The organism is Sulfitobacter sp. L-8, assembly GCF_056859255.1.
This window is the reverse complement of sequence record NZ_JBSXOD010000045.1, coordinates 1-26,678: the sequence shown is the minus strand read 5'-3', so window position 1 is coordinate 26,678 and position 26,678 is coordinate 1. Positions and strand designations below refer to the sequence as shown.

Sequence of the window (26,678 nt, the reverse complement as noted above, 5' to 3'; positions counted from 1 at the left end):
AGCAATTCTTTTGCGTATATTCCAGCATGCTTCGAATTCTATTCGAAGATGGTGGTGAAATGCGACCCGAAATCCGTGCCCCATTGCGTTTATTCAGCCATATGGTGGAACAAAGCACCTTTAACAGGACGGACAGTATGAAAATCGGATGCCCCAAAGAAATCAAGCCTCAGGAGTTTCGTGTTGGCATGACGCCCAACGCCGCCTTCGAAGCGGTGACCAACGGCCACCAGGTTTTCATCGAAACAGGGGCCGGTATCGGCGCAGGTTTTGACGACGCAGCTTATGCGGAGGCCGGAGCCACCATCGTCGCCACGCCGGCCGAGATTTTTTCAACAGCGGATATGGTCGTCAAGGTCAAGGAACCCCAGGCTGCCGAGCGTAAGATGCTGCGCGAAGGGCAGATATTGTTTACATACCTTCACCTTGCGCCCGACCCCGATCAGACCACGGACCTCGTGGCGTCAGGTGCCACCTGCATTGCATATGAAACCGTTACCGACCGCGCCGGTGGGCTGCCGCTGCTTGCACCGATGTCCGAGGTCGCAGGAAGGCTGGCACCGCAAGTGGGTGCCTGGACCTTGCAGAAGGCCAATGGCGGCCGCGGTGTGCTGATGGGTGGCGTGCCCGGGGTTGGCCCTGCGCGGGTCACGGTCATCGGGGGCGGCGTTGTCGGGACACACGCCGCGCGAATTGCCGCCGGCATGGGTGCCGATGTGACAGTGCTTGATCGGTCGCTTGCCCGCCTGCGTTATCTTGACGATGTTTTTGGCGGCGTGTTCAAAACGTCCTATGCTTCGGCCGGCAACACGATCGAACTGGCCCGCGAAGCGGATATGATCATCGGGGCGGTATTGATACCCGGTGCCGCAGCGCCCAAGCTGATCAGCCGCGCGCAACTCGGCGAACTCAAGCCGGGGGCAGCTTTGGTGGATGTCGCCATTGATCAGGGCGGTTGCTTTGAAACCTCCAAGGCCACCACGCACCAGGATCCGGTGTACGAAGTCGACGGCATCATGCATTACTGCGTGGCCAACATGCCCGGCGCTGTGGCGCGGACCTCTACCATCGCTCTGGGCAATGCCACGATGCCGTTCATGCTGGCACTAGCCAACAAAGGATGGAAGCAGGCCTGCGCCGACGATCCGCACCTGAGAGCCGGCCTGAATGTGCATGCTGGGCAAATCACTTATGCGGCTGTCGCCGAAGCCTTGGGCCTGACATCGATCACCGCCGATCAGGCTATCGCCAGCTAAAGACTGTCACCCTGCGAAAATTGACCGGCACAGACGGGGTCGGTCAATTTTCCGCGCCCGGATCCGCGTCACTTCTTGGCAAGCGAATCGCGAATTTGCAGCAACACGTCAAGCTGGCTCGGGCCAGTCTTGACCTCGGGGGCGATTTCGTCGGGTGCTTCCGCAATAGATTTCAGCCGGTTCACGGCCTTGACCAACATGAACACGACGAAAGCGATAATAAAAAAGTTGATGCATGCGGTGATGAAGGCACCGTATGCGAATATCGCGGCATCAGATGCACGCGCCACGTCAAGACCCGCATCGGCAGGTACCGTTCCCGACAACACCACGTACATGTTGGTAAAATCGACTCCGCCCAATACCAGACCAATGACCGGGTTGATCATATCGCTGACAAGTGAATTGACGATGGCCGTGAAAGCGGCACCGATGATGATACCGACCGCGAGATCCATGACATTGCCCTTGGCAATGAAATCCTTGAATTCTTGAAGCATGGGACGTCCTTATAGTTTCACTCTATTGGCTGGATGGTAGACACAGAACTACCATTCATGCTGTGAATAAAACACATGTTTAACTTTTGCCGCACGACAAACCTGTGCCGCAGACACGGCAGCCGGTGTTACCCTGGCAGTTCACCCTTCAGAACATAACGCAATATTTGCACGACTTGCGCCGGCTCCTGAGCTACCGCAAGCGCCGCGGCGTCGACCTCTTTCAGCGCATGTGCGTGATCTGGGCCATGCAAGATCACCAGTGACTTGCCCAATGCCGCAGCGTACCCGGCGTCAAATGCTGCATTCCACTGCTTGTACTGGTCACCAAACCGCACCACGACAATATCTGCTTGCTCGATTCCCCGACGCGTACGGATCGCGTTAAGCTGCGCGCCCTTCCGGTCATGCCAGAACTTGTCTGCCTCGGGGCCCATGATCGCGACACCGCAATCATCGCTGGCCGCATGGTCGGTTACCGGACTGGCAAAAACGACGTCCAGACCGCTTGCGCCGTCGATGATTTGGTCACGCCAGTCGGTATGAATCTCACCGGATAAATATACGTTCAAAGTCATATCGCACCTTTCGTCAGATCAGCCGCGCAGCACGCCGCCCGTCGCCTTTGTGACTTTTTCGATCACCTTGTTACTTACCGCTTCGATATCGGCATCTTTAAGTGTCTTGTCGCTGGGTTGCATGCGTACCGTCAGTGCCAACGATTTCTTGCCTTCGCCCAACGCACCACCGATGAATTCATCAAACACCCGAACATCATCAATCAGGGTCTTATCAGCCCCCATTGCGGCGTTCACAAGCATCAGGGCATCCACCCCGGCATCCACGACAAAGGCAAAATCGCGTTCGACCGCTTGCAGGGCACTGACGCTCAGGGCCGGTCGCGTAGACCCTGCCTTTCGTGGAAGCGGTACATTGGCGGGCCAAAGGGTGAAGCCCATTGCCGGGCCCTTCACGTCCAGGGCGTTTAACACACGCGGGTGAATTTCGCCGAACACAGCCAGCACCTTTTTCGGGCCCAGACAGATCTGCCCGTGACGGCCAGGGTGCCACCATTCATCGCCGTTGCGGTTGATCTGTACCTTGGCAGGCGCACCGATAGACGCGAGGATTGCTTCGATATCGGCTTTGACATCGAACAGATCAACGTTGCGCGAAGCCCCGTGCACGTCTTTTGGGCCGGTACGACCGACAAGCACGCCGCTTACTTGCAGGTGCTGTTCTCCCGGTTCGCCGCCAGTGAATACAGGGCCTACCTCGAACAGCGCCATATCGGCAAAGCCCCGGGCCTGATTGCGCGCCGCGGCCTGTAACAAGGCAGGCAGCAGCGACGGGCGCATATGGCTCATATCGGCGCTGATCGGGTTTTCCAGCCGCGTATCGTCGGTGCCACCACCAAACAACGCGGCGGAGGCCTGATCAATAAAACTGTAGGATACGCATTCATTGTACCCAAGCGCGGCACAGGTGCGCCGAGCGATCGCTTCGCGCCGCTGCATCGCAGACAGCACTGGCTTGGGTACACCCGGTGTCAAACGCGGCAAGGGGCGGCCCTGAAGCTTGGTCAGCGACGCGATGCGTGCAACTTCTTCGACCAGATCCGCTTCGCCTTGAACATCGGGGCGCCAGCTTGGGACCTGAGCCATGTCACCTTCCAGACGGAATCCCAATGATGTCAGCGTCTTGCGCTGCTCGCTTTCCGAGATCGTCATGCCGACCAAGGATTGCACACGCGCGGCATCCAGCTTGTATGCCCTTGAGAAGTCTGGAACCCGGCCGGCTACGACGACTTCAGATGCCTCACCCCCTGCGATATCCAGTATCATCTGGGTTGCATGTTCGATGGCGTACGGTGTCCACTCAGGATCAATCCCGCGTTCAAAGCGGTACCGCGCGTCCGAATTGATCTTGAGAGCGCGGCCGGTATATGCGGTGCGAACCGGGTCAAAATACGCCGCCTCAATGAACACATTTTCCGTTTCCATCGAACAGCCGGTTTCGGCACCGCCCATGACGCCGGCAATGCTTTCGACCTTTTCCGCATCCGAAATCAGCGTCATTCCTTCGCTGAAGGTATATTCTTTGTCATCCAGACCAACCAGTGTTTCACCACCTTCGGCACGGTGAACCCGCAGCATATTGCCGGCGACCTTATCGGCGTCAAAGACGTGCAAAGGCCGATTTCGATCATAGGTGAAGAAATTCGTCACGTCGACCAGGAACGAGATTGGGCGCAACCCGATGGCGCGCAGCTTGTCCTGTAACCATTCGGGCGAAGGGCCATTTTTGACGCCCCGAATAACACGCCCATAAAACACCGGGCACTGCGCCAATGTGTCCGCGTCAATTGTTACCATGATCGGGCAGGGAAATTGCCCCTCAACCGCCGGAATATCCCGTTGCTTGAGCGTGCCCAACCCGCGCGCCGCCAGATCGCGGGCGATACCGCGCACGCCAAGAGCGTCAGGACGGTTGGGGGTGATCGCTATCTCAATCACAGGATCAACTTTGGCAGGGTCATTTTCGGCCAACCAATCCGTGAAACGGTCTCCGACAGCGCCAGAAGGCAATTCGATAATGCCGTCATGCTCTTCGGACAGCTCAAGCTCGCGCTCGGACGCCATCATCCCGAAGCTTTCGACACCGCGGATTTTTCCGACCCCGATCGTGGTATCAATGCCCGGAACATAAACCCCCGGCTTGGCCACGACTACAGTAATACCTTGCCGGGCATTTGGCGCACCGCAGATAATCTGCTGAACGCCTTCGTCAGTCTCGACCTGGCAAATCTGCAAGCGATCGGCATCAGGGTGCTTTTCGGCCGATTTCACATAGCCAAGCGTAAAGTCCGCCAGCTTGGCCCCGCGGTCTTCGACGCTTTCGACCTCGAGGCCCAGGTCGGTCAACGCATAGGTGATTTCATCAATCGACGCGGTCGTATCGAGATGTTCCTTGAGCCAGGACAAGGTGAATTTCATGGTGATGGTCCTCATGCAGTCGCTTGCGCTAGGGGGTAGCGTTTAATCGGTGCAGTTTCAATCCGGTGTAGGTGCCATTTCTCTCAACCCGGCCTCTGGGGCATGAGACCATCCAACTGGCGGCCCAGCCAACCTGTCGGGATAAAATGACCGCCTGAATGGACATCGAGCGTCACGCTGCGACCCGGCATGCAATTATCCCAGACGAAATGGGTGACGTTTAGACCAGGGGCAAGTTCAATCACGCCCTCAAGCCGCCCTTTGCCACATCGGAAAGCCTTGCGCCACAAAGCCACCGCAGTAGTCACATTGTGCCCCGGCCCGCGCGGAAGATGCATCCATATATCGCCCAGACCATGCACATGGCGCACCTGTTTGGGTGGGTTGGGACAATCGCTGTCTTGCTTGATTGTACCGGACATAGTCATCAATCCCGCGATCCTGTCACCGCGCGCGCAGGCATATCGCCACGCCATCGCAGACCCGAACGAAAAACCCGACACATAGATCTGGCTTTGGTCCACAGGATAGCGCTTGGCCACATCTGCCAAAACCGCATCGGCAAAGTCGATATCCTCGGGGTTGTCCTGCCAAAACCGCCATGCCCGGTTGCGCGCGGAAGGTGCGACCAACATGACACCACGCGGCTGTGTCTCGCTTCCTATCCTTGGATGATGAATGACGGTTCGGCCGCGCCTCAAGAACGCATGAAAATGCATCAATACCGGCAAAGGCGTCACCCCATCCCAGTTGTCTGGCATCAGGATGTTATAGCTGCGATCCCCGATCTTACAGGCAACGTCGCCGCCGCACGGCTCTAAGGTTTGCGCGGCGCTCACCCCCGGTAAGAACAGAATGAAAGAAACCAAAAGCAGGCCGCGTATCAGGCGCATATTCTAACCTTTGTCGAAACTATCGCATGCCGCATAAACGCGGAGGGTTCTTTATTTTTCGGCCCTGGAAGCAAGGTCTTTTACGTCACCCAGACGATACAGCTTGATCTCGCGCACCAGACGCAGACTGGGCTTGGCCGCAAAAAGCAATGAGCCGATCACAAAGAACCACGTCGCGGGAGTCTGCCAATCCGGGCTGAAAAACATCACTGACCCGACCACAAAGCAGAAGGCGGCCAAGAAATCCACCACCGTGTAGGCCAGTTCGAATCGCGCATACAGACGACGGTGTGCTTCGGAGTTGTCCCGCCGTTCGTTTCGAAACATCTTCATCCGGGCAAACCACCAGTCAGCGTCGCCCCGTCCCGGCACATCCAAATGAACCCGGTGGCGACGACGCGCAGTTTCATCGGCTTAGACCCGCACGCAGCGTCGGCTGGTCAAGGCTTGCAAACCCGTAGTGGCGTAACCAGCGTAAATCCGACTCGAAGAAGGCGCGCAAATCGGGAATTCCGTATTTCAGCATCGCTATCCGGTCGATTCCCATGCCAAAGGCAAAACCCTGCCAATGGGCCGGGTCGATTCCGCCCGCTTGCAACACCTTGGGGTGAACCATCCCAGACCCAAGAACCTCCATCCAGCCATCACCTTCGCCGATGCGCAACTGTCCGTCGACCCAGGAACACTGGATATCGACCTCGGCAGAGGGTTCGGTGAACGGGAAATGCGAAGCGCGAAAGCGCGTCTTGATCCCTTCGACTTCGAAGAACGCGCTGAAGAATTCCTCAAGTACCCATTTGAGGTTCGCCATCGAAATGTCTTTATCGATCGCAAGGCCCTCGACTTGATGAAACATCGGCGTGTGGGTCTGGTCATAATCGGCACGGTAGACGCCACCGGGGCAGATGATACGCAACGGCGCGCCTTCCGCCTCCATCGTGCGGATCTGCACGGGCGAGGTGTGGGTGCGCAGCACATGCGGTGGCCGATCGTCGCCTTCGGCACGGGCCATGTAAAACGTGTCCATTTCGGCACGGGCAGGGTGGTGGCCGGGGATGTTCAGCGCGTCGAAATTATACCAATCGGTATCAATGCGCGGCCCTTCGGCGACCGAAAACCCAAGTTCGGCAAAAATGGCTGTAACCTCTTCGGTCACCTGACTGACCGGGTGGATCGTGCCTTGGCGTGTGGGCCGTGTCGGCAGTGTCACGTCGAGCCATTCCGACCGCAAACGTTCATCAAGTGCGGCGTCACTCAACGCGGCCTTCTTGGCGGCGATGGCTGAATTGATCTCGTCCTTGAGAGCATTCAAGGCAGGGCCTACGGTCTGACGCTCTTCGGGGGTCATCTTGCCCAATTCACGCATTTTAAGCGCAACTTCGCCTTTTTTACCCACGGCTGTCAGACGGATATCTTCCAACGCAGCTTCGTCGGAGGCATCAGCGATCTGGCCTAAATATTTCGCTTTCAGGTCGTCCATGTCGGCCTCATATCATATCTTGAACTTGCGCTGGTGCTAGCAGAATTGCGCCCGAATACAAGCAGCACCGCCAATTTGACGCATCTCATGCAGGAGTGCCCCCGCTTCGTCGGCGTGGCAGATGCCGCCAAACGACCGACCGGCATCGCATATGGTGCCGACGGAACGATGCAGCGCCCTGATCTGACCCCACCCTGAACGCGAAACGCCGCCCCGATAGCGGGACGGCGTTCTTAACGTTCAACAACGAAAGGCGCTTACGCGGCCAGCGCGTCTTGTGCCTGCTTCACGATGGCACCGAATGCTTCGGGCTCGTTCACCGCCAAATCGGACAGAACCTTGCGGTCCACTTCGATACCAGCCAGGGACAGGCCGTTGATGAAGCGGCTGTATGTCAGTGCTTCGTCGTGGCTGCGCACTGCGGCATTGATCCGCTGGATCCACAATGCGCGGAAGTTCCGCTTGCGGTTCTTACGGTCGCGCGTGGCGTATTGGTTGGCTTTGTCGACCGCCTGACGGGCGACCTTGAAAGTATTCTTGCGACGGCCATAGTAACCTTTAGCGGCTTTGATGACCTTTTTGTGACGGGCGTGAGTGACCACACCACCTTTTGTACGGGACATATCGGCTCTCCTATCTTAGCGGTCGTAGGGCATGAAGCCCTTGATGATCTTGGCGTCGGGGGCAGACAAAGCTGTTGTCCCACGCGCGTCACGGATGAATTTCTTAGTCCGTTTGATCATACCATGCTGTTTGCCAGCCTGACCGCCGATGACCTTGCCGGTCGCCGAGATCTTAAAGCGCTTCTTGGCGCTCGATTTCGTCTTCATCTTGGGCATTTCCGTCTCCTTAACTTGAGTTCGGTAAGTGCGCGACTCGGCATGCCACGAAGGCCGGACGCGCGGAACGAAGCTGGCGTATAGGAGGGAGAAGCGGTCAAGGCAAGCGCAAAAACGCGCCCGTCATGCTACCAAAACCTGTACCCCGCAATCACATGCGTGATCGCCATGGGAATATCCTGCAACGTATACCCCTCGGGGTGGCTGCGAAATGCATAAATGATCATCGCCCCCGCGATGACGATGGTCAGCGCGGAAACGCGCGGCACCCGCCCATCTGAAAACGCAGACAACGCCGATGGAATGGAAAGAAACGCAAGAGCAAGACCTATCACCAAGATCAAATCAGAATCCATAAAGCACGCCCTTGAAAATCCGGTTTCACGTTTTCCGGCAACGCTACTCTGGATCGGTGTTGAAAATCAAACGCTCGTCACATGGGGCGACACGCAGGATATTCGTACTACCTTCGACGTTGAATGGCACACCGGCGACAACGACGATCAGATCGTCGGGGCCGGCATATCCTTCTTCACGCGCGGCACGGGCCGCGCTGACGACAGCCATCTTGAACCGGTCAAGCCGCCCGGTCAGGACGCAGTTTGTCCCCCAGCTCAGCGCCAATCGTCTTGCGGTCTTAACCAGCGGCGTCAGTGCAATGATTGGCACCCGAGGGCGCTCTCTCGCGGTCAGAACCGCAGTGGTTCCGCTGTGCGTGAAGCAGCAAATTGCCTTGATATTCGCAGTTTCGGCAATTTCCCGGGCGGCGGCAACGATACCATCCGCTACGGTCACCCTGTCTGCCTTACGCGAAGATTCAATAATTTGTGTATACGTCGGGTCCTTCTCGACCTCGGTGGCAACGTTGTCCATCGTGCGTACCGCATCGATCGGATAAGACCCTGCCGCAGATTCAGCCGACAACATTACAGCATCCGCGCCTTCATAGATCGCGGTCGCTACGTCGGACACTTCAGCCCGGGTCGGCATCGGGCTTTCAATCATTGATTCAAGCATTTGCGTCGCAACGATCACCGGCTTGGCCGCCGCACGGCATTTGCGAACCAGTCGCTTTTGGATGGGCGGTACATTCTGTACAGGCAATTCTACGCCCAGATCCCCCCGGGCGACCATGATACCGTCACTAACGGCCAAAATATCGTCAAATCGTTGTACAGCAGAGGGCTTTTCGATCTTCGACAACAACGCCGCCCGTCCCTTGGCCAAAGCGCGGGCTTCGATCACGTCTTCCGGGCGTTGCACGAAGCTCAATGCAAGCCAGTCCACGCCCAATTCGCACACGAACTCCAGATCGGCACGATCCTTATTCGACAGCGCTGCCAGCGGCAAAACCACGTCAGGTACATTGACGCCCTTGCGGTTTGATATGACGCCCCCGGTCACCACGACGCAATCCGCAAAGTCGGAGCCACATTCCTTGACCTTGAGCCGTATTTTGCCGTCATTCACCAACAGACTCGCACCCGGCTCCAGGGCCTGAAAGATCTCAGGATGTGGCAGGCAAACACGTTCCGCATCGCCGGCAGTATCGTTCAGATCCAGCCTGAAATCCGCCCCTTCCACCAACTGTTCGTTTTCATTGGCAAAGACGCCGACCCGAAGCTTGGGGCCCTGCAAATCCGCCAAGATGCCGATCGTCGAACCGGTTTCCTCTTCGATCTGACGGATGATCTGGTGTTTGGCCCGAATTTCATCGTGGCTGCCGTGGCTCATGTTCAGTCGAAAAACGTCCGCCCCCGCATTGTACAACGCCGAAATCACTTCATGTGTATCCGACGCTGGCCCAAGAGTAGCGACTATCTTAACATTGCGCGTGCGTTTCATGCTTAGACTTTCCTTTTGTCTCCGAAACAGGCCTCGGCCCTTATTTAGCGAACTTTATAGCCGCTTTAACATGCTCAGCCCCAGGAAGGGATAGCAAAAATGTTAGCGATAACTGTTATTGCGTGAATATCTGGCCTATCGCACTCGCCGTGCCTCTGCATGATCAAACGTCCCAGGCTCGGTTGCACAATAATACTGACACGGGTGGCGAAGTGGTTCAGAGCTTCATTCCAACACGGACATAGGTTACGGACTCCGCGACCGTCCGGCCTGTGGCAGTTTGACAAGGGCGTGTGGAACCCCAGATTTAGAACTCAACGAATACCCCAAGGAGACATCAGCATGACCAGCCAACAAGAAATCGAACTTCAGGCCGCAGCTTTCCGTCGTTTGCAACACCACCTGATGAAAGACCGCACGGACGTGCAGAACATCGACATGATGAACCTGGCCGGATTCTGCCGCAACTGCCTGTCGCGCTGGTACCAAGAAGCCGCGAACGAACGCGGGATCGAGATGGGCAAGGAAGAGGCGCGCGAGCTGTTCTACGGGATGACCATGGAAGAATGGAAAGACAACTATCAGACCGACGCGAAGGACTCGCAAAAGGAAGCGTTCAAGGTCGCCTTCGAACAGAACGTCGGCGAAAAGGGCTGACCGCGCGCAGCCAACCCCGTGGCAAGGCGGGTTAGATCGCCGCCTTGCGCATCTCATCCAGATAGATTTCGCGCAGACGCGGCGCGACCTTGCCCGGTGTCCCGTCGCCCAAGGGCACGCCGTCGATCTCGACCACGGGCATGACAAAGGCGCTGGCAGAGGTGGTAAACGCCTCATCCGCCTGCTGCGCTTCCTCGATGGTGAAATTGCGCTCTTCCACAACCATCTGCGCCTCTTTGGCAAACCGCAGAACCGCAGCGCGGGTGATGCCGTGCAAGATATCATTGCTCAGCGCGCGGGTGATGATCTTGTTGCCCATCACGATATAAGCGTTGTTGCTGGTACCTTCGGTGACAAACCCGTCCTCGACCATCCAGGCATCGTCGCAGCCCGCTTTCTTGGCCATCATCTTGCCCATCGACGGATACAGCAGCTGCACCGTTTTGATGTCGCGACGGCCCCAGCGGATGTCTTCGATGCTGATGATCTTGGCACCTTTTTTGGCAGCAGGGCTGTCGGCCAAACCGGGCTTGGACTGGGTGAACAAGACAATCGTCGGCTCTGTCGTCTCGGGATCGGGGAAGGCAAAGTCGCGGTCCCCGTCCGATCCGCGGGTGATCTGCAAATAGATCAGCCCCTCGTCGATCTCGTTCACGCGCACCAGTTCGCGGTGGACCTCCAGCAGGTCCTCCTTCGAGATCGGGTTGCGCATCTGTAGCTCGTTCAACGACCGGCTGAGCCGGATGGCATGGCCGTCAAAGTCAATCAGCTTGCCGTCCAGCACGCTGGTGACCTCATAGACCCCGTCCGCCATCAGAAACCCGCGATCAAAGATCGAAACCTTGGCTTCGGTCTCGGGCAGGTATTCGCCGTTCACATATACAGTCCGCATGTCTTATCCCCAAAGCTTGGCCGCAGGCGGATGCACCCCGGCGGCGTCAAATGTCAAAGCGTTCTCGCGGTCTTCGGCCAGAAGCAGCGGGCCGTCAAGGTCCACGACCTTTGCCCCCTGTGCCACCAGCACCGCCGGAGCCATCGCGAGCGACGACCCGACCATGCACCCCACCATGACCTCATAGCCCTGCGCGACAGCCGCATCGCGCAGCGCCAGCGCCTCTGTCAGACCACCGGTTTTGTCCAGCTTGATGTTGACCACATCGTATTTGCCCTTCAGCGCAGCAAGGCTCGCACGGTCATGACAGCTTTCATCGGCACAGACCGGCACGGGCCGCTCCATCCCGACGAGCGCATCGTCATCCCCTGCGGGCAAAGGCTGTTCAACCAATGACACACCCAACCGCACCAGATGCGGGGCAAGATCGGCGTAAACCGCGGCCGACCAGCCTTCGTTCGCATCGATGATGATCTGCGCGTCAGGGGCACCGGCGCGCACAGCTTCAAGGCGGGGCATATCATCCGGCGTGCCCAGCTTGATCTTCAACAGCGGGCGATGCGCATGCAAGGCCGCCTGTTCGCGCATCTTTTCGGGGCTATCCAACGACAGGGTAAAGGCCGTGATCTCGGGTCCCGGTCGCGCCAGCCCCGCCAGTTCCCACACCCGTTTACCCGCCTGCTTGGCTTGCAAATCCCACAGGGCACAATCCACTGCATTGCGCGCGGCCCCGGCCGGCAGCAGATCATACAGCGCATCACGCGTCAGCGGCCCGCTCAGCGCTTCGATCTCTGCCGCGACCGACTCCAGCGTCTCGCCATACCGGGCATAGGGCACACATTCGCCCCACCCCGTCACGCCGCCATCGGTGATCCGCACCGTGAGCACCTGCGCCTCCGTCCGCGACCCACGCGAAATGGTAAAGACCTGCGCCAGCCGAAAGACATCCCGGCTGATATCTATATGCATATCCACCCTTTCATTTTGCCGAAAAAACTCTCCCCGAAGGGTCGATCAAAGGCAAGCCAAAGCCTCGGCCAATCTTGCGGCCCCCTGACGGAACGGATCGACCGCGGGCAGCCCGAACCGTTCCTCAATCTCGGCCAGATACGCCTCTGCTTCATTCTCGGTCATATGCTGGGTGTTGATGGATACCCCCACCACCCGACAGGTCGGGTTGCTGACCCTGGCCAAAGTCAACGCCACGTCGCGCACGGCTTCCAGCGTGGGCAGTTCATAATCCGGCAAGCCACGCATCGTATTGCGGGTCGGTTCGTGACACAGGATCAGCGCGTCGGGCTGTCCACCATGGATCAGGGCCAGGGTCACACCCGAATATGAAACGTGAAACAGACTGCCTTGCCCTTCGATCACATCCCAATGATCGTCGTCATTATCGGGGGTCAGATACTCTATCGATCCGGCCATAAAATCGGCGACCACGGCATCCAGGGGCACACCCTCGCCGGTGATCAGGATACCGGTCTGCCCGGTCGCCCTGAAACTGCTTTTCATCCCTCTTTCCTGCATGGCCGCGTCCAGCGCCAGGGCCGTGTACATCTTGCCGACAGAACAATCCGTGCCCACCGCCAGAACGCGCTTTCCGCTACGTTTCACGCCATTGGCAATAGGATATTCAACAGAAGGGACACGCACATCATGCAGCTTGCGTCCGGCACGTTGCGCTGCCGCAACCAGCTCTGGCTCGTTGCGCAGCAGGTTATGCAAGCCGGATGCCAGATCGAAGCCGGCCTCCAGCGCGTCGACCAGCACGGCGCGCCATGTGGCGCTGATGGTGCCCCCGCGGTTGGCGACGCCAATCACCAGGGTCTGCGCGCCTGCCTCTTTCGCTTGCGCAAGCGTCATATCGGTCAGACCCAGATCCGCCTTGCACCCGTCCAGCCGCAGCTGACCGACGGCATTTTCAGGACGCCAGTCCTTGATGCCCTGCGCCACTTTAACCGCAAGGTGATCCGGCGCGTCGCCCAGAAAAAGAAGATAAGGTGTTTTGATCATGATCACATGCTCCTGCAATTTGGCTTTGGCTCAGTTTCGCAGCCTTTCGGCGCGATAAGGTTGCAAATGAGTGGTAGGGGCAAGAGATGGCGCAGAAATTTTGCGGGTATTCGGCCATCCAAGCAAGAACTGTGCACAGAAATTCAGCCGCCGATGCTGCAGGTGCGAGATCACCCTTGCAGGGCGCAGCGCAATTTAATACCACCCAAGGCAAGCAAGTCGTAACTTTATTACTCAAGGATTCCGCATATGAGCTTTCGCATCCAGCCTACAGCACCTGCACGTCCCAACCGCTGCCAATTGTTCGGCCCCGGTTCGCGCCCGGCGATCTTCGAAAAAATGGCAAGTTCCGACGCCGATGTGATCAACCTTGATCTGGAAGACAGCGTGGCCCCCACGGACAAGGACAGCGCCCGCGCCAATATCATCAAGGCGATCAGCGATGTGGACTGGGGCGACAAAACACTGTCCGTGCGGATCAACGGGCTGGATACACCCTATTGGTACCGGGACGTGGTTGATCTGCTTGAACAAGCCGGCGAACGGTTGGACCAGATCATGATCCCCAAGGTCGGCTGTGCGGCTGACGTCTATGCCGTGGACGCGTTGGTCACCGCTATCGAAACCGCGAAAGGTCGCAGCAAAAAGATCTCGTTCGAGGTGATCATCGAATCGGCTGCCGGTATAGCTTACGTAGAGGAAATCGCCGCTTCCAGCCCTCGCTTACAGGCGATGAGCTTGGGCGCCGCGGATTTCGCCGCATCTATGGGGATGCAGACCACAGGTATCGGCGGCACGCAGGAAAACTATTACATGTTGCGCGAAGGTGCCAAGCATTGGTCAGATCCCTGGCATTGGGCGCAGGCTGCGATCGTCGCCGCATGCCGGACCCACGGTGTGCTGCCGGTTGACGGTCCGTTCGGCGATTTTTCGGATGACGACGGATTCCGGGCCCAGGCACGACGGTCGGCGACCCTTGGCATGGTGGGAAAGTGGGCGATCCATCCCAAGCAAATCGCTGTCGCGAACGAGGTCTTCACCCCTTCGGAAGAAGCCGTCGCCGAAGCCCGCGAAATTCTGGCCGCGATGGAAACTGCTAAGGCCAATGGCGAAGGTGCCACCGTTTACAAGGGCCGCCTTGTGGATATCGCCAGTATCAAGCAGGCCGAAGTCATCGTGCGTCAATCCGAAATGATCGGGTCCCGGTAACCTGCCAACGCGCGGCGAATTCATCTGTTTGTTGCGCGTTCACGCCGTTTACGGTGCGACCTCCCCAAGGTTATCCGCCTGTGTGCCGCGGTGACCTTCGAGGCAGTTTGTGGGCGGACCTTTGTCAAAGTCTCCCCGTTCCGCCCTTGCGACTGACCTTCAGCTTCTCGCGGGCTGATCACGGGTTCTTTAGCCTCACCCCTGACGGTCACATTGCAATAGCATCCAATCAGCGCCATATAGCGATAAACTGAGAGCGGAGCAGGTGATGACACAGTATCTGGATTTCGAAAAATCTTTGGCTGAAATCGAAGGCAAGGCAGAAGAGCTGCGTGCCCTGGCGCGGTCGTCTGAAGGTATGGACGTCAGTGCAGAGGCAAAAGCTCTTGACCACAAAGCCCACCAGATGCTGGATGATTTGTATAAGTCCTTGACGCCATGGCGAAAATGTCAGGTTGCCCGCCACGCCGAACGGCCTCATTGCAAAGATTATATCGAAGCGCTGTTTACGGAATACACCCCCCTTGCCGGTGACAGGAATTTTGCCGATGATCATGCGGTGATGGGGGGGCTTGCGCGATTTAATGACACGCCCGTGGTCGTGATCGGTCATGAAAAGGGCAATGACACCAAATCGCGTATTGAGCGCAATTTCGGCATGGCCCGGCCGGAGGGTTATCGCAAAGCCGTACGTTTGATGGAACTGGCCGATAAATTCGGGCTGCCGGTCATCACACTGGTCGACACTCCCGGCGCATATCCCGGCAAAGGCGCTGAAGAGCGTGGACAATCAGAGGCGATTGCCCGGGCAACGGAGACATGCTTGCAGATCGGTGTGCCTTTGGTGTCGGTCATCATCGGCGAAGGCGGGTCAGGCGGTGCGGTAGCCTTTGCCACGGCCAACCGTGTAGCGATGCTCGAGCATTCTGTCTATTCGGTGATCTCGCCCGAAGGCTGTGCTTCGATCCTGTGGAAAGATGCAGAGAAGATGCGCGAAGCTGCCGAAGCCCTGCGCCTGACGGCGCAGGATCTCAAGCAACTTGGGGTAAATGATCACGTCATCCCCGAACCACGCGGCGGCGCGCATCGTGACCCGAAAGCCGCGATTGCCGCTGTCGGTGAAACCATCGCGGCATTGCTCAAGGACCTGAGCGGCATTGATCGCAAGGCGTTGATCGCTGATCGCCGCAAAAAGTTTATGGATCTGGGCGGTAAGGGACTGGCGGCCTGAGCCTGTTTCACAGCCATTGACAGCCACGCCGTTAAGTCGCCAGCATACGCAGGCCCTGTGTGACGTCTGTTCTCACCGCCAGACGCAAACCGGGTTCATCGCCCGCCCTTAGCGCAGCAATGATAAGCTTATGGAAATGCGGAGGTTCGGTCCGGCGAAGCCGCCCGTAAAGCGCGCGCATCGTAGGCCCCAGTTGCAGCCAAACCGTTTCGGCCATCGCCAGCATGGCCGGCGCTTGGGCACGTAAGTATAAAGTCCGGTGAAACTCCAGATTAGACCGGATGTAACTGACAGCATCCCGATGGGCCACGGCTTCGGAAACGGCATTGTTTATGGTTTGCAGCCGGTCAATCAATGCATAATGCGCTCTTGGCATCGCCCGGCTGGCCAACTCCACCTCGATCAGGGCCCGCAGGGCCGCAAGCTCTTCGATTCTTTCGTTGCTTAAAGCTGGGGTGGAAACGCGCCCGGAGGCAGACATTGTCAACGCGCCTTCGGCCGCCAGTCGTCGCACGGCTTCGCGTGCTGGTGTCATCGATACGCCAAATTCCTTGCCGATGCCCCGCAGGGTAAGGGACTGACCGGGTGCCAGATCGCCATACATGATGCGGCTGCGCAGATGGCGATACACGCGATCATGCGCAAGAAGATGAGTATCAAGGGGGCGCGGAGTCTGTGTCATACAGTCTTTGTGATCACATGCCAGCCTGCCGTCAATCCCACCTTGCCAGTTGGCCACCAAACTCTGGAAAACCTAAGCAAACCGGTACCGGTGCAAATCGCTGCCATGGGTCCGTAGCCATGCCCGCGCATCCTTGTAAGGCCCATAAATCCGTTCGACCTCGGCCCAGAATGCAGGTGAATGGTTCATCTGCGCCAAATGCGCGACCTCGTGCGCCGCTACGTAATCCAGCACTTCAGGCGGGGTGAGGATAAGCCGCCACGAAAACATCAGTCCGCCGTCGGCGGTACACGATCCCCACCGCGACCGCGTATCGCGCAAGGTCAGCTTGGTGTAGGGCTTGCCCAGTATCGCCGCATAATCGTCACACGCGCCCGAAAGTCGATCGCGAGCGAGCTCTTTCAAATGGGCCGCCAGCCGCGCCGGGACCCTATCTTCGCGGCCCGGTACCCGCACTGTTTCCGTGCCCAGCTGTATGCGCCTGCCCTGCCCGGCCTCTACACGCACCATTTTCCCCCCCAGCGGGAACTGCGCGCCGATTCCAATCGCCACATCGGCACCTCGGGCCTCAAGATGCTTGCGAATCCAGCTTTCCTTTTCTCGGGCGAACGCCAGCCCTTCTGCCTCCTTCAGCCTTTTCGGCATGGTGAGGGTCACGCGTCCATCAAGCTGAGATATGCGCAACGAAATCCGCCGTGCCTGGGCTGAACGCCGCAAAATCAGCGGTATGGGGGGATCGCCGGGCAGGAAGGGATCAGGCATTTAGGCTTCCGGATAACGTTGTAGTGGCAATAGCCTTTGACAGTGCCTATCTCATATGGCACTTGGCCTGAATCATCTATACGTAACAACATTTTCAAAAAAGGGGACTTCGATGCCCAATGAAGAATGGGGAACCAAGCGCCTGTGCCCCACAACGGGCAAACGGTTCTACGACCTGAACAAAAACCCGATCATCAGCCCCTATTCCGGCGAAGTGGTCGAAATCGACAATTCCAAATCGCGCATGATTGCCGCCGATGCCGAAGACGCCGTCACAGCCAAGTCCAAGAAGGGCGATGTCGATGACGACGATACATTGGTAGATGACGATGATGTAGACGTGGATCTGGACGACGACATTCTGGATGACGACGACGACGAAGATGATACAGTCCCACTGGACGAAATCGCCGACGTTGCGTCCGACGACGACGACTGATTGAACTTTGCGTAGGCGGGAATGGATTTTCCTCTTGATCCCGCCTTCGCTTGCGCCTATTCAGCGGCGCACCGGCCTTGATTGGTCGGTACACGACCCGGATCTCTGATCCACGATGGGGCCTTAGCTCAGCTGGGAGAGCGCCTGCATGGCATGCAGGAGGTCAGCGGTTCGATCCCGCTAGGCTCCACCATCCCGCATTTGTGGGTTGAAATATCCGCTAACACCTTGAACGGAAAGGTGATTTTAGCGGTTTGATAACCTTCAGAACGGCTATACCGAAGTGGCTCAGTAAAGGCCAATTTCAGCACTGTTCTCTTTAAGGTAAACTCTCCTTTTTCGTAAAGATTCCAAGGATTTGCCAGAAATCTTAGTGCGTGTTCGATAAACTCCTCCAGGCGTCCGCGCGGCGGCACAATTCTTTCGGCTTGCTCACGCAGCCTGATCTTCTGACGCTCAAGCTTATCGATCCGCGTTTCGTATGCCGTAATGACTGTAGGGCTTGATGCATCAACAATCCGATCCAAAAGAGCATCGGTTTGTTCCTCGACATCCTTTATCTGGGCATTCAACGTCTTTTTCGCGCTGTGCGCCTCTGCGAGCTTCATTTCCCAAACATCGATGAACATCACTCTGACCAGCTCGTAGAGCTGCTTGGCGGGTTGCAAGGCCCGAAGGATGGCTTCCGCGCCTTCTTCGATGTCTGCGCGAGGAATCGATTTGCGCGTGGAGGCGCAACCCCGCGTGTCACAGAGGTAGTAGGGATAGAGCTTCTTGCGCCCCTTGGACCAACATGACGTCATCGGCTCGCCGCAATCATCGCAGAGCACGAACCCGCGCAGCGGGAAGTCTTCATTGATATCCTTGCGTGTCGGAGCGTTCGAATTGCCATGAAGTCGTTCCTGAATGCGCTCGTGTGTTGCAAAGCTGATCAACGGCTCGTGGTGACCCTTTCGCAGGGACACACCCCAGTCCGGCGCTTCAACGAAACCCGCGTATGTCCGGCGTTCGAGGATTTCCCTAACCTTTGTGATACGAACATTGCCGCTTGCGGAAGATTTCGGGAAATCGGGTTTGGACTCGAAGAAGCGCATAACCTCGCTTTGGCACGCGAACCGCCCGTCAGCATATCCTTCCAGAGCTTCGGCAATGATTGACGCCATAGGCTCGTCACGGAAAAGCAGTTTGCCATGCACACGATCCTTGGCGTAGCAGTAACCCACAGGCGGGTGAAAAACGTAATAGCCTTTCTCAACACGCGCCTGCATTTTCTGGATCACCTGACGGCGGTTCTGTTCGCGTTCAAGTTCACCTTGTGCCGCAAAAATCGTCTCGACGAACTTACTTTCGGGCGAGTCATCGATTTTGAAATTCAGGCACTCGATCCGCGCGCCGCGCGTCTGAAACTCGCGCCGCAGCTTTATATGAAATTCCGTGTCACGGGCAAAGCGCTTTAGATCATCGAAGATAACTATGTAGTGTTTGTCTGGTTGTGCGTCGAGGTAACTCAGGAGCGCGACCATGCCAGGCCGCTTGATAAAGTCGCCGCCGCCCGAGACATCGTCAGGGAATACGGCTTCCACTTCATAACCTTGCGCCGCCGCAAACTGGCGGCAGCGGTGCTCCTGACTCTCAAGGCCGTTGCCTTCGGTCTTCTGACGCGTGCTGGACACGCGGCAGTAAATGACCGCGCGCGTGTCCTCTTGTTTGTTGCTTCCGTTCGTCATTCTAACTCCTGCCGACCTTTGGGGCCGGTTCTGCTCTTGGGTTCTATCTTGGGTTTCGCTTTTGATGTTACCCCATCGAAGGCGTCCTTGGGACGCTGATTTTCGCACTTTTCGTCTTTTCCACAGGGTTTGCGCCCTTCCACCTGCTGAATCGGGTGAACACCAAACCCAAGCTCAACGAACGTCATGACAATGGAAAGCATGGCGCGCAGAAACTCTTCCTTGCGTTCGTCGCTCACGTTCATCCCATCGAGATAGGACTGATATCGCTCGACATCGACCGTTAAGACGCGCTGCGCGGACGCAGCAAAGGTCTTGGAGATCGTAGGTGTCTTGTTGGCACTATTCATGTCTTTCATCGGTTCACTCCCGAGTAAAATCCGCTAAACGATGCCTCTTTCCTTATTTTACCGCGTTATTCGGCGCGAATGCAAAAAGAGGCGCGTGTGTGATTCGCTTGAAACCCCTTGTGAGCTTGGCCAAAACCATTCCGATCCGAATGAGTTGTCCCTTGTTTGATTTGAACCCGACATGTGTTCGTCTCCCGTTTAAGAAATTGTTTCCATGAGACGCAGCCGCAGCAGCGTCGGTCTGGTCAGATCGCCGTAGATGCTCGCAACGCGAAGCAAATCGCCATTATGCTGCACCATCACGTCATGGCCTGTGCGGTGGTTGGGGAGGATCAGGACATCCTGAATCTCGCCCCGCGCAATTTGCTTTGGGAAGCGGAACATCCCGCGCCCCAAGTTCAAATGGTCTTTGTCGATAGTGAGCCTGACATGCTCGCGATTGGTCAGCCATGTGTAGAGATCAAACAGGCCGGAATGCCGAAACACGAATGTTCCGCCCAAGAAGGCCAGTGCAACAGCCCACCCGCGTAGGCTTTCAAGCGGAACATCAAGCGTTTGCTGTTCTACTACATCGCGGAGCTTTCCGAATGCGTTCGCAAGGCCGACAATGACAATATTGGCTTGTTCCAACAGAACATTGCTATCCGCAACAAACGCCGTTTCGGGGCGATAATGCGCAACCAGAATGCCAGCGGTTCCGATAACACTGACAATGCGCAGCAAAGTCAGCTCTTCATTGCCGCTGGATGGCAGGCGGTGCTAGGCGGTAAGAATAACCCGCCCATCGTTTCGCGTAACGCGCGGCTTGCCAGTTATCTTATGTTTGATCGTTTCAAAGATGTTCATTTCTCTTTTCCTCAATTCTAAATGGCGTTCACCGAATTCCGATTTGCTTTGCCAAGACGCCCCAATTCACGGGGATCATGGCGACCACGGGACAATTCCAATTTGGTCCCATGTGGCTCCACACACCTTGGAAACCGAGATAGCGGCACTCGTAGCAGCGCGACCCTGTGCCTGTGCCTGTGCAGTTGTGCCAAGCGAGCAGATGCGGCGTGCCGAAGGCGACAACCACGAACGCCAGCGCACCGAGCGCCCATGTCGGGCGGCGTGGTTTTACAACGAACCAGATGCAGCCCGCGATTTTGCGCGTGAGACTTCTCTCGCTTTGCGCCGTTGCGATGCGTTCGCTGACCTTCGGCCCGTGCTTGTTCGGGCGCGGGGCTTTTTTGCCCAGAACGTCGATTTTGAACTTAGTCATTCTTGCCCCCTTTGCGGGAATACCGAAGACGCAGTTGCGGCTTGCCGCCACGCGGATGATCGCCTTCCATCGGATTTGGTTCAGCCCAGTCTCCCCACGGGGCGACATCCCAGTAGCGAACTTTCTCGCCGATGATCGGCGGGGCGGCCTTCACGAACAGGAGTTGCCGATCTTCGGGCAGCCCCATGACTTCTTGCGGCAGCATGAGCGGCACGCCGCGCTCGGACACGCTGACGCCGAGTTCGTCATCATCGGTTTGCCCGAGATTATAGTTTCGGGTGATGATCGAATTCTCGCCCATCAGCCGCGACAGGCGCACCGCCAGCTCCATGTCCTGCACCGCGAAGAACTGCTTCATTTCGGATTGGCTTAAGATGATGTTCGTTGTCTCGCGCCCATAGACTTGGACGAGATGCGACAGGTCTTGAACAATCGCCCACACACGAACACCGTAGCCAGGCAACAGCGTCAGCGCTTCGGCCAGACCGGCAATGCGTCCCATGTTCGCAAACTCGTCGAGCAGGAACAGAACACGCTCACCGCCTTGATGCGTAGCAACGGCGCTGATCGCATGGCGCGTGACGAGCGCCAGCCGGACGCCATAATCGGCGATCCTCTCGGCAGGGATCATCACGTAGACAGTCGTGCCTTCTGCCTTGAGGTCTTGCAGGCTGACATCCGAACCCGACACGGCATCGGCTAACAGCCCACCAGGGCGGAAAATCTGGAGAGCGTTTGAAACACCCGTGCGGAAATCGGCAAACTGACGCGCGCCTTCTTCGAACTGGGTCAGGAATTCCTGCCCGTAAGCGGCGACCACACCATCCATCGCGTTCGACTTCGCCATATCAACGAACGTCATTTCCAGAAGGTCAGTGCTCTTCACGATCCGCCACAGCTCGGGCAAAGTGCATTTCTGCGGTCTGCCGCGCGTGGCAATATACAGGATCAGCCCTTCAAGTAGGTTCCGCGCCGCGTCCCTGAAATACTGGTTCTTGTCACCGCCCGCAGGTTCGGGGATCAGTTGCGAGGCAAGTGACCTCGCAGCATCGCCAAGCTCGTGATGACGGCGCAGATCGGCGGCCATCTCGATCAGAGGCTGCAGCGGGTTGTAGCGATTGCGCGGCAGGCCGTGCAGCCCCCACGGATTGAGATAGATGATCTTGTGGCCGAACCGCTCGCGACGATGTGCCGATGTAACGGCGGCAAGTTCGCCCTTTGGATCGGTGACAAACACTGAACCTGGATAATGCAGCAGGTTCGTAATCACGACGCAGGTTCCCTTGCCTTGCCGTGCAGGTGCAACCGTCAACAGATGCGCCTTGCCATTGAAGAACAGCGGAACACCTTTCAGCGCACCGAGGAACAACCCGTGCGGATCGGTCAGACCCGCATCGGCACAATTCTGAAGATTGGCGAAGGACGCTGTGCCGAAAACCCCCGTGGGGCGCTCTGCCTTCATCCGCGCAACTCGCACCGAGAGTTTGCGCAAAAGATCATAGAGACCTGTTGCAACAAGCCAAACGCCGCACAACATAAGAAAGCCCGAGGCAACCGCGCCGACAGGATCGTGCGGGTCAGCAAGCGCACGCCCCATAGCGACTGACATCGCAATAATTGACCCGCCGCCTAGCAACTTGCCAAGCGGGTTCGGTTGCCGCTGCATACGCATGGCATTGCCTCTCTAGCTTCTTTGCTTAGGTTAAGGGGGGCGGGGCAGATTGCGCCACCCCCGCCCAGTTTAGGGGAAAAGTTTACTTGCCGTTCTTTCCGGCATTCACAGCGGCATCGATGCGCTGCTTTTCTTGGTAGGTCATACCGTTGGTATTCACGGTGCCTCCAGACTGACCGATTTTGATCGCCAGTTGGGTACTTACAGTCATAACAATCTCCTTTGTCTGACTTCGATGATTGTCATTTGTGTTCCGCCAACCTGCACAAAAATCGCTGCTAAAAATTAACTTGCGTGCACGAACTTCGCATATGAGAGTGTGGATGCGCGCTAATGCGAAGAACACATCTTTGGCTGAATCGGGGGGCGAGAGGCCATGCCGTGGCAAGGAACGGGTGCTCAGGATAAGCAGCTCTGGCAAGCGCTCGACGAAGCGCTGAACCGGCAGGGCTGGCCTAAACAGCGCCTTGCCGCAGCGATCAACAATGATAAGCGGGCACTTGAAGCCATCAAGACCTGGGGCGACGGAAGCAAGAGCGTTATCGATGACGGCACGCTCGCCCGTTGGCACGCAAATGGCGTTACCAAGGCGCGCTCTCACAAAAAGCAGGTCATCTATGAGTTCTTTGAGCGGACAGCCACCCCGCGCACTTCGCTCTATCGGCCCGCTGACGGCCTGCCCGCAGGATTGGCTGCCTTTGCTGCGCAATTCAGCGACAGGATTAAAGAGCCCTTCGCAGATGACCTTTCGAGTCTGGACGGGGTTTATCGCGTGTTTCGACCCGCTTGGACAATTCCAAAGTTAAGCCATGAGCGCATATTGATCTCGCGCCTGAAAATCGAGACCTCCGGCGGTTTCACGCGTTTTAGAGAGTACCAGAACTATCAAGACCCAGATTCCCCAAATATCAAAATCGATCAGACCGATGATGGTGCTGTTCTGACTATGGGCAGAAATTTTGTCTTCTTCGGAATTGGTCGCGACGGTCATGGCTGTAAAATCTATACGAGCTGGAAATACTATCCATTGCCCAAGGCAGGCGTAAAGGTGCAGCAACTGATAGGAAGTATGATGGGCATTAACGGAATGGGACCCCATCTGAGCTACCAGTTTGTTGCCAGTCGCACCTCTGACAAGTGGGAGAATATCGATATGGGGATTTTCAGACCTCCGCACGAACATATCACCGTAGATATTTTGGCTGAACTGGGCTTTGGCGAATTGTAAAACAAGATTGGATCAGTTTCTGCACTGAAATCTCTGGCACAGGAATACCTCCCCATTTTTATGGCACCAACAAGATGATAGGATTTCGACAAACGAGAAGATTCAAGAATGATCGCGAGACTAAAAATATGGGCGCAAAAACTGAAAAGGGACGTGTTACTGGTTTATGTTGCAGGGCGCGATCCACGCACGCCACTGCTCGTTAAGACAATCGCAATCGTCATCGCCGCATATGCCCTTAGTCCAATCGATCTTATTCCAGATTTTATCCCGATCATTGGATACATTGATGATCTGATCATCGTACCAATCGGAATCATGCTTGTAATCAAACTCATGCCAGTCGATCTACTGGAGGAATTTCGTCAAACAGCAACTCAACTCGGAAAACTGCCGACCAATCGAATTGTCGTCGGTGTTATCCTTTTTATTTGGGGCGCACTCCTTATCACGCTCTTGATGTGGGCGTACGGCTGGTTCGTTCTGGATGGTTGAGAGCCAAGCCCATCCGCGTTGTACCGTCTGCAACATAGGGTCAATTTCTGAATGGAAATTGTCATGAAAGTCCTGTTCGTCTGCACCGCCAACAAGCTGCGAAGCCCGACCGCCGAGGATGTCTTCCGCGACTATCCAGACATCGAAGTGGTTTCCGCTGGCACAGATGCTGGAGCCCCGCGACCGCTGACCAAGGAGCTTGTTGCCAGCGCCGATGTGATCTTCGCCATGGAAACCCACCACCGCGAGCGCATCCGCAAAAAGTACAAGCAGCGCCCGCCAGACAGCCGCATCATTACCCTGCACAATCCTGACGAGTACGAACGCGGCGATCCGGCTCTGATCGAGCTGCTGCGGGAAAAGGTTGAACCCCGTCTAGCGAGCATCCTTGCCGACAGGTGAGTGTGATGCGCTGCACCATTGGCGCAACTTGATGCGCTGCAACATAATTGTAGTACAAAGAGCTACAGGAGCCGTAAGGCGGTTACGCAAGATGTGTGTTGTACTACAACACATCTTGGCAAGGGGCTCGCTGCGCGCCCCCGTTGCATCCCCCAGGCCGCGGCTCTTTCAGGGTTTTGAACCCATTCCAGAGCCAACAGATCGTATCGCCGATCAACCACTCGCGGGAGACTTCGCTCTCCCTGCACCCATCGATCCTTTCAGGATGATCAGGGGCTATCGCGCCCCCTGAGCCCACTCGCAGACCTTGGAGAAGTGCCTCTCCATCCTGCACCTCAACCATGCACAAACGTCTGGACGTTCGATCACCAATCAGGGGAGCGTTCCTGCTCCCTCCGAAACCCCCTTGACCATTTCATGGAGACGACTTCATCGAGACCGAAGAAGGGAGCATTTCATAGCTGCCCTTACCTTGGAACCATCCCATTGAGCAAGAGCCTTCGCGCCCCTTGCAACCCTGACCAACCCTGCGCGGATTGGATGCCGCCAACGCGTCGGCGCTGAACCCGATCACTAGTCCCAGAATCTAGTTCGTGTTTTATGACGGCGCGGGCATTCTGTTGCACCGAGCTACACACTTGCAACACGATCTCGTGCCTGCACGATGCAATCCAACCATATTGTGTGGTTTGGCAACCTCATTTTCTTGCAACCACTCGTTGATGCGTGTACGCTGAAAAAAACTAACGAGCAGACGCAAGCACATGAAATTTATTGATTTATTCGCAGGACTCGGCGGATTCCACCAAGCGCTCAGCCAACGCGGCGGTGAGTGCGTGTTCGCCTCCGAACTCAATTCTGATCTTGCTGATCTGTATGAGAAGAATTTTGGTGTTCGTCCGGCGGGTGACATTCGGGCCGTTGATCTCGACACGATCCCAGAACACGACATTCTTTGCGCTGGCTTTCCTTGCCAGCCGTTTTCGAAAGCCGGTGACCAAAAAGGGCTTGAGTGTCCTCAGTGGGGCAATCTTTTTGACTACGTAGTCGCTATCTTGCAGAAGAAGAAACCGAGATACTTCATCGTCGAAAATGTGCCGAATCTTATGAGGCACCGAGGCGGTGAAACTTGGGATATCATCTGCGACCAACTCAGAGACCTTGGGTACGATATTTCATTTGAGCGGCTTTCTCCGCACATGTTTGGCATTCCGCAAAAGCGTGAGCGCGCGTTCATCGTAGGTGACCTGCAAGGTCTGGATGGCTTTGCTTGGCCCATCCCAGATGTAATCGAGGCGACGTCCATTCGGTCTGTTCTGGACGACGAACCTGATGATGCCCACGCCCTGAACAAAAATCATATTCGGTATATTGAAACGTGGCAGGACTTCATCGCCGCGCTCCCTAAAGAAGAGCACATTCCATCCTTCCCGATATGGGCAATGGAATTTGGAGCGACCTATCCACTCGAAGGATTGACGCCTCACGTTATGGGATACCGCGGACTCGGTAAATTCAAGGGGGCGTTTGGTGCGTCTTTATCACGCCTTAAGCCGGAAACGGTGAAGGAACGGCTTCCAACATATGCGCTGTCCGTCGTCAGGGTTTTTGGGACCAATGGCGGCCTAAACTAAGACAGGGTTCGGCTCATCTGGTTGGTTTGATTATGCGGCGTGCTGTGGGTGATGCAAGCGTCGGGTTTCGAGCGTCTTACGTTTGATCCTTTCCGTTTGTTTTAGAATGGCTTTGTCGCGCCCGAAATAGACGTCGGCGGGTGTGACGTTGCTTAGGGTCTCCTGGTAACGCTGATGATTGTACTGATCCACGAAGGCCGCAATCTGGGCTT

At 56.8% G+C, this 26,678-nt stretch carries 29 protein-coding genes, 1 tRNA gene and 2 pseudogenes; 10 read left to right on the top strand and 22 right to left on the bottom strand.

Annotated features, from left to right (window positions below; genetic code table 11):
- Nucleotides 1-137: 137 nt before the first annotated feature.
- The gene (gene ald, locus AC13DE_RS08260) at nucleotides 138-1,256 is read left to right on the top strand and encodes an alanine dehydrogenase (protein ID WP_483047540.1); all 1,119 of its coding nucleotides are present in this window, start codon (nucleotides 138-140) and stop codon (nucleotides 1,254-1,256) included.
- A gap of 68 nt (nucleotides 1,257-1,324) precedes the next feature.
- Here the strand turns inward: ald and mscL are convergent, their stop codons facing one another.
- From mscL to pyk, 10 genes are all read right to left on the bottom strand, one after another.
- A complete protein-coding gene (gene mscL / locus AC13DE_RS08255) occupies nucleotides 1,325-1,756 on the bottom strand; it encodes a large conductance mechanosensitive channel protein MscL (protein ID WP_446295867.1) in 432 nt (143 codons plus the stop codon).
- A gap of 128 nt (nucleotides 1,757-1,884) precedes the next feature.
- A complete protein-coding gene (locus tag AC13DE_RS08250) occupies nucleotides 1,885-2,334 on the bottom strand; it encodes a YtoQ family protein (RefSeq protein ID WP_446295866.1) in 450 nt (149 codons plus the stop codon).
- A gap of 18 nt (nucleotides 2,335-2,352) precedes the next feature.
- Nucleotides 2,353-4,752 (bottom strand): phenylalanine--tRNA ligase subunit beta, encoded by a 2,400-nt coding sequence (pheT, locus tag AC13DE_RS08245; RefSeq protein WP_483047539.1) that lies wholly within the window; start codon nucleotides 4,750-4,752, stop codon nucleotides 2,353-2,355.
- An 83-nt stretch (nucleotides 4,753-4,835) separates the two neighbouring features.
- Nucleotides 4,836-5,645: a CE1 family esterase gene (locus AC13DE_RS08240; protein WP_483047538.1), complete on the bottom strand. Its 810-nt coding sequence runs from the start codon at nucleotides 5,643-5,645 to the stop codon at nucleotides 4,836-4,838.
- Nucleotides 5,646-5,696: 51 nt separating this feature from the next.
- Entirely contained in the window at nucleotides 5,697-5,978 is a 282-nt protein-coding gene (locus AC13DE_RS08235; RefSeq protein WP_483047537.1) for a YrhK family protein, read from the bottom strand.
- Nucleotides 5,979-6,051: 73 nt separating this feature from the next.
- Entirely contained in the window at nucleotides 6,052-7,125 is a 1,074-nt protein-coding gene (pheS, locus tag AC13DE_RS08230; protein WP_446297989.1) for a phenylalanine--tRNA ligase subunit alpha, read from the bottom strand.
- 257 nt (nucleotides 7,126-7,382) lie between these two features.
- Nucleotides 7,383-7,748 carry a 50S ribosomal protein L20 gene (gene rplT, locus AC13DE_RS08225; RefSeq protein WP_093731492.1) on the bottom strand — a complete coding sequence of 122 codons (366 nt, stop codon included), beginning with the start codon at nucleotides 7,746-7,748 and terminating at the stop codon, nucleotides 7,383-7,385.
- Between the two features lie 15 nt (nucleotides 7,749-7,763).
- The gene (rpmI, locus tag AC13DE_RS08220) at nucleotides 7,764-7,964 is read right to left on the bottom strand and encodes a 50S ribosomal protein L35 (RefSeq protein ID WP_005851209.1); all 201 of its coding nucleotides are present in this window, start codon (nucleotides 7,962-7,964) and stop codon (nucleotides 7,764-7,766) included.
- 128 nt (nucleotides 7,965-8,092) lie between these two features.
- The gene (locus AC13DE_RS08215; protein WP_483047536.1) at nucleotides 8,093-8,320 is read right to left on the bottom strand and encodes a hypothetical protein; all 228 of its coding nucleotides are present in this window, start codon (nucleotides 8,318-8,320) and stop codon (nucleotides 8,093-8,095) included.
- A gap of 43 nt (nucleotides 8,321-8,363) precedes the next feature.
- On the bottom strand, nucleotides 8,364-9,809 hold the full coding sequence (gene pyk, locus AC13DE_RS08210) for a pyruvate kinase (protein WP_483047535.1): 1,446 nt from the start codon (nucleotides 9,807-9,809) through the stop codon (nucleotides 8,364-8,366).
- 342 nt (nucleotides 9,810-10,151) lie between these two features.
- On the opposite strand from pyk, the gene AC13DE_RS08205 reads away from it, so the two are divergent.
- Nucleotides 10,152-10,466 (top strand): DUF1244 domain-containing protein, encoded by a 315-nt coding sequence (locus tag AC13DE_RS08205; RefSeq protein ID WP_446297985.1) that lies wholly within the window; start codon nucleotides 10,152-10,154, stop codon nucleotides 10,464-10,466.
- 31 nt (nucleotides 10,467-10,497) lie between these two features.
- On the opposite strand, the gene AC13DE_RS08200 is transcribed toward AC13DE_RS08205, so the two are convergent.
- From AC13DE_RS08200 to dgcN, 3 genes are read right to left on the bottom strand one after another with little or no spacing between them, the layout of a single operon-like run.
- Complete coding sequence (locus AC13DE_RS08200) at nucleotides 10,498-11,358, bottom strand: D-amino-acid transaminase (RefSeq protein WP_446297984.1); 861 nt, start codon at nucleotides 11,356-11,358, stop codon at nucleotides 10,498-10,500.
- Between the two features lie 3 nt (nucleotides 11,359-11,361).
- Nucleotides 11,362-12,327, bottom strand: a complete 966-nt coding sequence (gene dgcA, locus AC13DE_RS08195) for an N-acetyl-D-Glu racemase DgcA (protein ID WP_483047534.1) — start codon at nucleotides 12,325-12,327, stop codon at nucleotides 11,362-11,364.
- A 45-nt stretch (nucleotides 12,328-12,372) separates the two neighbouring features.
- Nucleotides 12,373-13,374: an N-acetyltransferase DgcN gene (gene dgcN / locus AC13DE_RS08190; RefSeq protein WP_483047533.1), complete on the bottom strand. Its 1,002-nt coding sequence runs from the start codon at nucleotides 13,372-13,374 to the stop codon at nucleotides 12,373-12,375.
- Nucleotides 13,375-13,623: 249 nt separating this feature from the next.
- Between dgcN and AC13DE_RS08185 the strand changes: the two genes are divergently transcribed.
- Together AC13DE_RS08185 and AC13DE_RS08180 are read left to right on the top strand one after the other, a co-directional pair.
- Entirely contained in the window at nucleotides 13,624-14,583 is a 960-nt protein-coding gene (locus tag AC13DE_RS08185) for an L-malyl-CoA/beta-methylmalyl-CoA lyase (RefSeq protein WP_483047532.1), read from the top strand.
- Nucleotides 14,584-14,851: 268 nt separating this feature from the next.
- Nucleotides 14,852-15,814: an acetyl-CoA carboxylase carboxyltransferase subunit alpha gene (locus AC13DE_RS08180; RefSeq protein WP_483047531.1), complete on the top strand. Its 963-nt coding sequence runs from the start codon at nucleotides 14,852-14,854 to the stop codon at nucleotides 15,812-15,814.
- A gap of 31 nt (nucleotides 15,815-15,845) precedes the next feature.
- Here the strand turns inward: AC13DE_RS08180 and AC13DE_RS08175 are convergent, their stop codons facing one another.
- Both AC13DE_RS08175 and AC13DE_RS08170 read right to left on the bottom strand, forming a co-directional pair.
- Nucleotides 15,846-16,496 (bottom strand): GntR family transcriptional regulator, encoded by a 651-nt coding sequence (locus AC13DE_RS08175; RefSeq protein WP_413851613.1) that lies wholly within the window; start codon nucleotides 16,494-16,496, stop codon nucleotides 15,846-15,848.
- A 72-nt stretch (nucleotides 16,497-16,568) separates the two neighbouring features.
- Entirely contained in the window at nucleotides 16,569-17,258 is a 690-nt protein-coding gene (locus tag AC13DE_RS08170; RefSeq protein ID WP_413851611.1) for a M48 family metallopeptidase, read from the bottom strand.
- Nucleotides 17,259-17,370: 112 nt separating this feature from the next.
- Between AC13DE_RS08170 and AC13DE_RS08165 the strand changes: the two genes are divergently transcribed.
- Together AC13DE_RS08165 and AC13DE_RS08160 are read left to right on the top strand one after the other, a co-directional pair.
- A complete protein-coding gene (locus tag AC13DE_RS08165) occupies nucleotides 17,371-17,697 on the top strand; it encodes a TIGR02300 family protein (protein ID WP_446296842.1) in 327 nt (108 codons plus the stop codon).
- A 117-nt stretch (nucleotides 17,698-17,814) separates the two neighbouring features.
- A tRNA-Ala gene (locus AC13DE_RS08160) sits at nucleotides 17,815-17,890 on the top strand.
- 511 nt (nucleotides 17,891-18,401) lie between these two features.
- Here the strand turns inward: AC13DE_RS08160 and AC13DE_RS08155 are convergent.
- The 6 genes and pseudogenes from AC13DE_RS08155 to AC13DE_RS08130 form a co-directional block, all read right to left on the bottom strand.
- Nucleotides 18,402-19,424 (bottom strand): annotated as a pseudogene (locus AC13DE_RS08155) (recombinase family protein); the annotation flags it as partial.
- The gene (locus tag AC13DE_RS08150; protein ID WP_483047530.1) at nucleotides 19,421-19,783 is read right to left on the bottom strand and encodes a hypothetical protein; all 363 of its coding nucleotides are present in this window, start codon (nucleotides 19,781-19,783) and stop codon (nucleotides 19,421-19,423) included. The gene AC13DE_RS08150 and the pseudogene AC13DE_RS08155, both read right to left, overlap by 4 nt.
- 189 nt (nucleotides 19,784-19,972) lie before the next feature.
- A complete protein-coding gene (locus AC13DE_RS08145) occupies nucleotides 19,973-20,497 on the bottom strand; it encodes a hypothetical protein (protein ID WP_483047529.1) in 525 nt (174 codons plus the stop codon).
- Between the two features lie 151 nt (nucleotides 20,498-20,648).
- Complete coding sequence (locus AC13DE_RS08140) at nucleotides 20,649-21,035, bottom strand: hypothetical protein (protein ID WP_483047528.1); 387 nt, start codon at nucleotides 21,033-21,035, stop codon at nucleotides 20,649-20,651.
- Nucleotides 21,028-22,707 (bottom strand): type IV secretory system conjugative DNA transfer family protein, encoded by a 1,680-nt coding sequence (locus AC13DE_RS08135; RefSeq protein WP_483047527.1) that lies wholly within the window; start codon nucleotides 22,705-22,707, stop codon nucleotides 21,028-21,030. The genes AC13DE_RS08140 and AC13DE_RS08135 overlap by 8 nt, the downstream gene beginning before the upstream one ends.
- 82 nt (nucleotides 22,708-22,789) lie before the next feature.
- Nucleotides 22,790-22,918: a hypothetical protein gene (locus AC13DE_RS08130; RefSeq protein ID WP_483047526.1), complete on the bottom strand. Its 129-nt coding sequence runs from the start codon at nucleotides 22,916-22,918 to the stop codon at nucleotides 22,790-22,792.
- 165 nt (nucleotides 22,919-23,083) lie between these two features.
- On the opposite strand from AC13DE_RS08130, the gene AC13DE_RS08125 reads away from it, so the two are divergent.
- From AC13DE_RS08125 to AC13DE_RS08110, 4 genes are all read left to right on the top strand, one after another.
- The gene (locus tag AC13DE_RS08125) at nucleotides 23,084-23,935 is read left to right on the top strand and encodes a hypothetical protein (protein ID WP_483047525.1); all 852 of its coding nucleotides are present in this window, start codon (nucleotides 23,084-23,086) and stop codon (nucleotides 23,933-23,935) included.
- A gap of 108 nt (nucleotides 23,936-24,043) precedes the next feature.
- The gene (locus AC13DE_RS08120; protein WP_483047524.1) at nucleotides 24,044-24,430 is read left to right on the top strand and encodes a YkvA family protein; all 387 of its coding nucleotides are present in this window, start codon (nucleotides 24,044-24,046) and stop codon (nucleotides 24,428-24,430) included.
- Nucleotides 24,431-24,493: 63 nt separating this feature from the next.
- Nucleotides 24,494-24,832 (top strand): low molecular weight protein tyrosine phosphatase family protein, encoded by a 339-nt coding sequence (locus AC13DE_RS08115; protein ID WP_483047523.1) that lies wholly within the window; start codon nucleotides 24,494-24,496, stop codon nucleotides 24,830-24,832.
- Nucleotides 24,833-25,596: 764 nt separating this feature from the next.
- On the top strand, nucleotides 25,597-26,466 hold the full coding sequence (locus tag AC13DE_RS08110; protein WP_483047522.1) for a DNA cytosine methyltransferase: 870 nt from the start codon (nucleotides 25,597-25,599) through the stop codon (nucleotides 26,464-26,466).
- A 30-nt stretch (nucleotides 26,467-26,496) separates the two neighbouring features.
- Here the strand turns inward: AC13DE_RS08110 and AC13DE_RS08105 are convergent.
- Nucleotides 26,497-26,678 (bottom strand): annotated as a pseudogene (locus AC13DE_RS08105) (IS3 family transposase); the annotation flags it as partial.

Excerpts from the sequence above, each read along its gene's own strand:
- ald (WP_483047540.1), top strand. The coding sequence starts at position 138 with ATGAAAATCGGATGCCCCAAAGAAATCAAGCCTCAGGAGTTTCGTGTT.
- mscL (WP_446295867.1), bottom strand. The coding sequence starts at position 1,756 with ATGCTTCAAGAATTCAAGGATTTCATTGCCAAGGGCAATGTCATGGAT.
- AC13DE_RS08250 (WP_446295866.1), bottom strand. The coding sequence starts at position 2,334 with ATGACTTTGAACGTATATTTATCCGGTGAGATTCATACCGACTGGCGT.
- pheT (WP_483047539.1), bottom strand. The coding sequence starts at position 4,752 with ATGAAATTCACCTTGTCCTGGCTCAAGGAACATCTCGATACGACCGCG.
- AC13DE_RS08240 (WP_483047538.1), bottom strand. The coding sequence starts at position 5,645 with ATGCGCCTGATACGCGGCCTGCTTTTGGTTTCTTTCATTCTGTTCTTA.
- AC13DE_RS08235 (WP_483047537.1), bottom strand. The coding sequence starts at position 5,978 with ATGAAGATGTTTCGAAACGAACGGCGGGACAACTCCGAAGCACACCGT.
- pheS (WP_446297989.1), bottom strand. The coding sequence starts at position 7,125 with ATGGACGACCTGAAAGCGAAATATTTAGGCCAGATCGCTGATGCCTCC.
- rplT (WP_093731492.1), bottom strand. The coding sequence starts at position 7,748 with ATGTCCCGTACAAAAGGTGGTGTGGTCACTCACGCCCGTCACAAAAAG.
- rpmI (WP_005851209.1), bottom strand. The coding sequence starts at position 7,964 with ATGCCCAAGATGAAGACGAAATCGAGCGCCAAGAAGCGCTTTAAGATC.
- AC13DE_RS08215 (WP_483047536.1), bottom strand. The coding sequence starts at position 8,320 with ATGGATTCTGATTTGATCTTGGTGATAGGTCTTGCTCTTGCGTTTCTT.
- pyk (WP_483047535.1), bottom strand. The coding sequence starts at position 9,809 with ATGAAACGCACGCGCAATGTTAAGATAGTCGCTACTCTTGGGCCAGCG.
- AC13DE_RS08205 (WP_446297985.1), top strand. The coding sequence starts at position 10,152 with ATGACCAGCCAACAAGAAATCGAACTTCAGGCCGCAGCTTTCCGTCGT.
- AC13DE_RS08200 (WP_446297984.1), bottom strand. The coding sequence starts at position 11,358 with ATGCGGACTGTATATGTGAACGGCGAATACCTGCCCGAGACCGAAGCC.
- dgcA (WP_483047534.1), bottom strand. The coding sequence starts at position 12,327 with ATGCATATAGATATCAGCCGGGATGTCTTTCGGCTGGCGCAGGTCTTT.
- dgcN (WP_483047533.1), bottom strand. The coding sequence starts at position 13,374 with ATGATCAAAACACCTTATCTTCTTTTTCTGGGCGACGCGCCGGATCAC.
- AC13DE_RS08185 (WP_483047532.1), top strand. The coding sequence starts at position 13,624 with ATGAGCTTTCGCATCCAGCCTACAGCACCTGCACGTCCCAACCGCTGC.
- AC13DE_RS08180 (WP_483047531.1), top strand. The coding sequence starts at position 14,852 with ATGACACAGTATCTGGATTTCGAAAAATCTTTGGCTGAAATCGAAGGC.
- AC13DE_RS08175 (WP_413851613.1), bottom strand. The coding sequence starts at position 16,496 with ATGACACAGACTCCGCGCCCCCTTGATACTCATCTTCTTGCGCATGAT.
- AC13DE_RS08170 (WP_413851611.1), bottom strand. The coding sequence starts at position 17,258 with ATGCCTGATCCCTTCCTGCCCGGCGATCCCCCCATACCGCTGATTTTG.
- AC13DE_RS08165 (WP_446296842.1), top strand. The coding sequence starts at position 17,371 with ATGCCCAATGAAGAATGGGGAACCAAGCGCCTGTGCCCCACAACGGGC.
- AC13DE_RS08150 (WP_483047530.1), bottom strand. The coding sequence starts at position 19,783 with ATGAAAGACATGAATAGTGCCAACAAGACACCTACGATCTCCAAGACC.
- AC13DE_RS08140 (WP_483047528.1), bottom strand. The coding sequence starts at position 21,035 with ATGACTAAGTTCAAAATCGACGTTCTGGGCAAAAAAGCCCCGCGCCCG.
- AC13DE_RS08135 (WP_483047527.1), bottom strand. The coding sequence starts at position 22,707 with ATGCGTATGCAGCGGCAACCGAACCCGCTTGGCAAGTTGCTAGGCGGC.
- AC13DE_RS08130 (WP_483047526.1), bottom strand. The coding sequence starts at position 22,918 with ATGACTGTAAGTACCCAACTGGCGATCAAAATCGGTCAGTCTGGAGGC.
- AC13DE_RS08125 (WP_483047525.1), top strand. The coding sequence starts at position 23,084 with ATGCCGTGGCAAGGAACGGGTGCTCAGGATAAGCAGCTCTGGCAAGCG.
- AC13DE_RS08120 (WP_483047524.1), top strand. The coding sequence starts at position 24,044 with ATGATCGCGAGACTAAAAATATGGGCGCAAAAACTGAAAAGGGACGTG.
- AC13DE_RS08115 (WP_483047523.1), top strand. The coding sequence starts at position 24,494 with ATGAAAGTCCTGTTCGTCTGCACCGCCAACAAGCTGCGAAGCCCGACC.
- AC13DE_RS08110 (WP_483047522.1), top strand. The coding sequence starts at position 25,597 with ATGAAATTTATTGATTTATTCGCAGGACTCGGCGGATTCCACCAAGCG.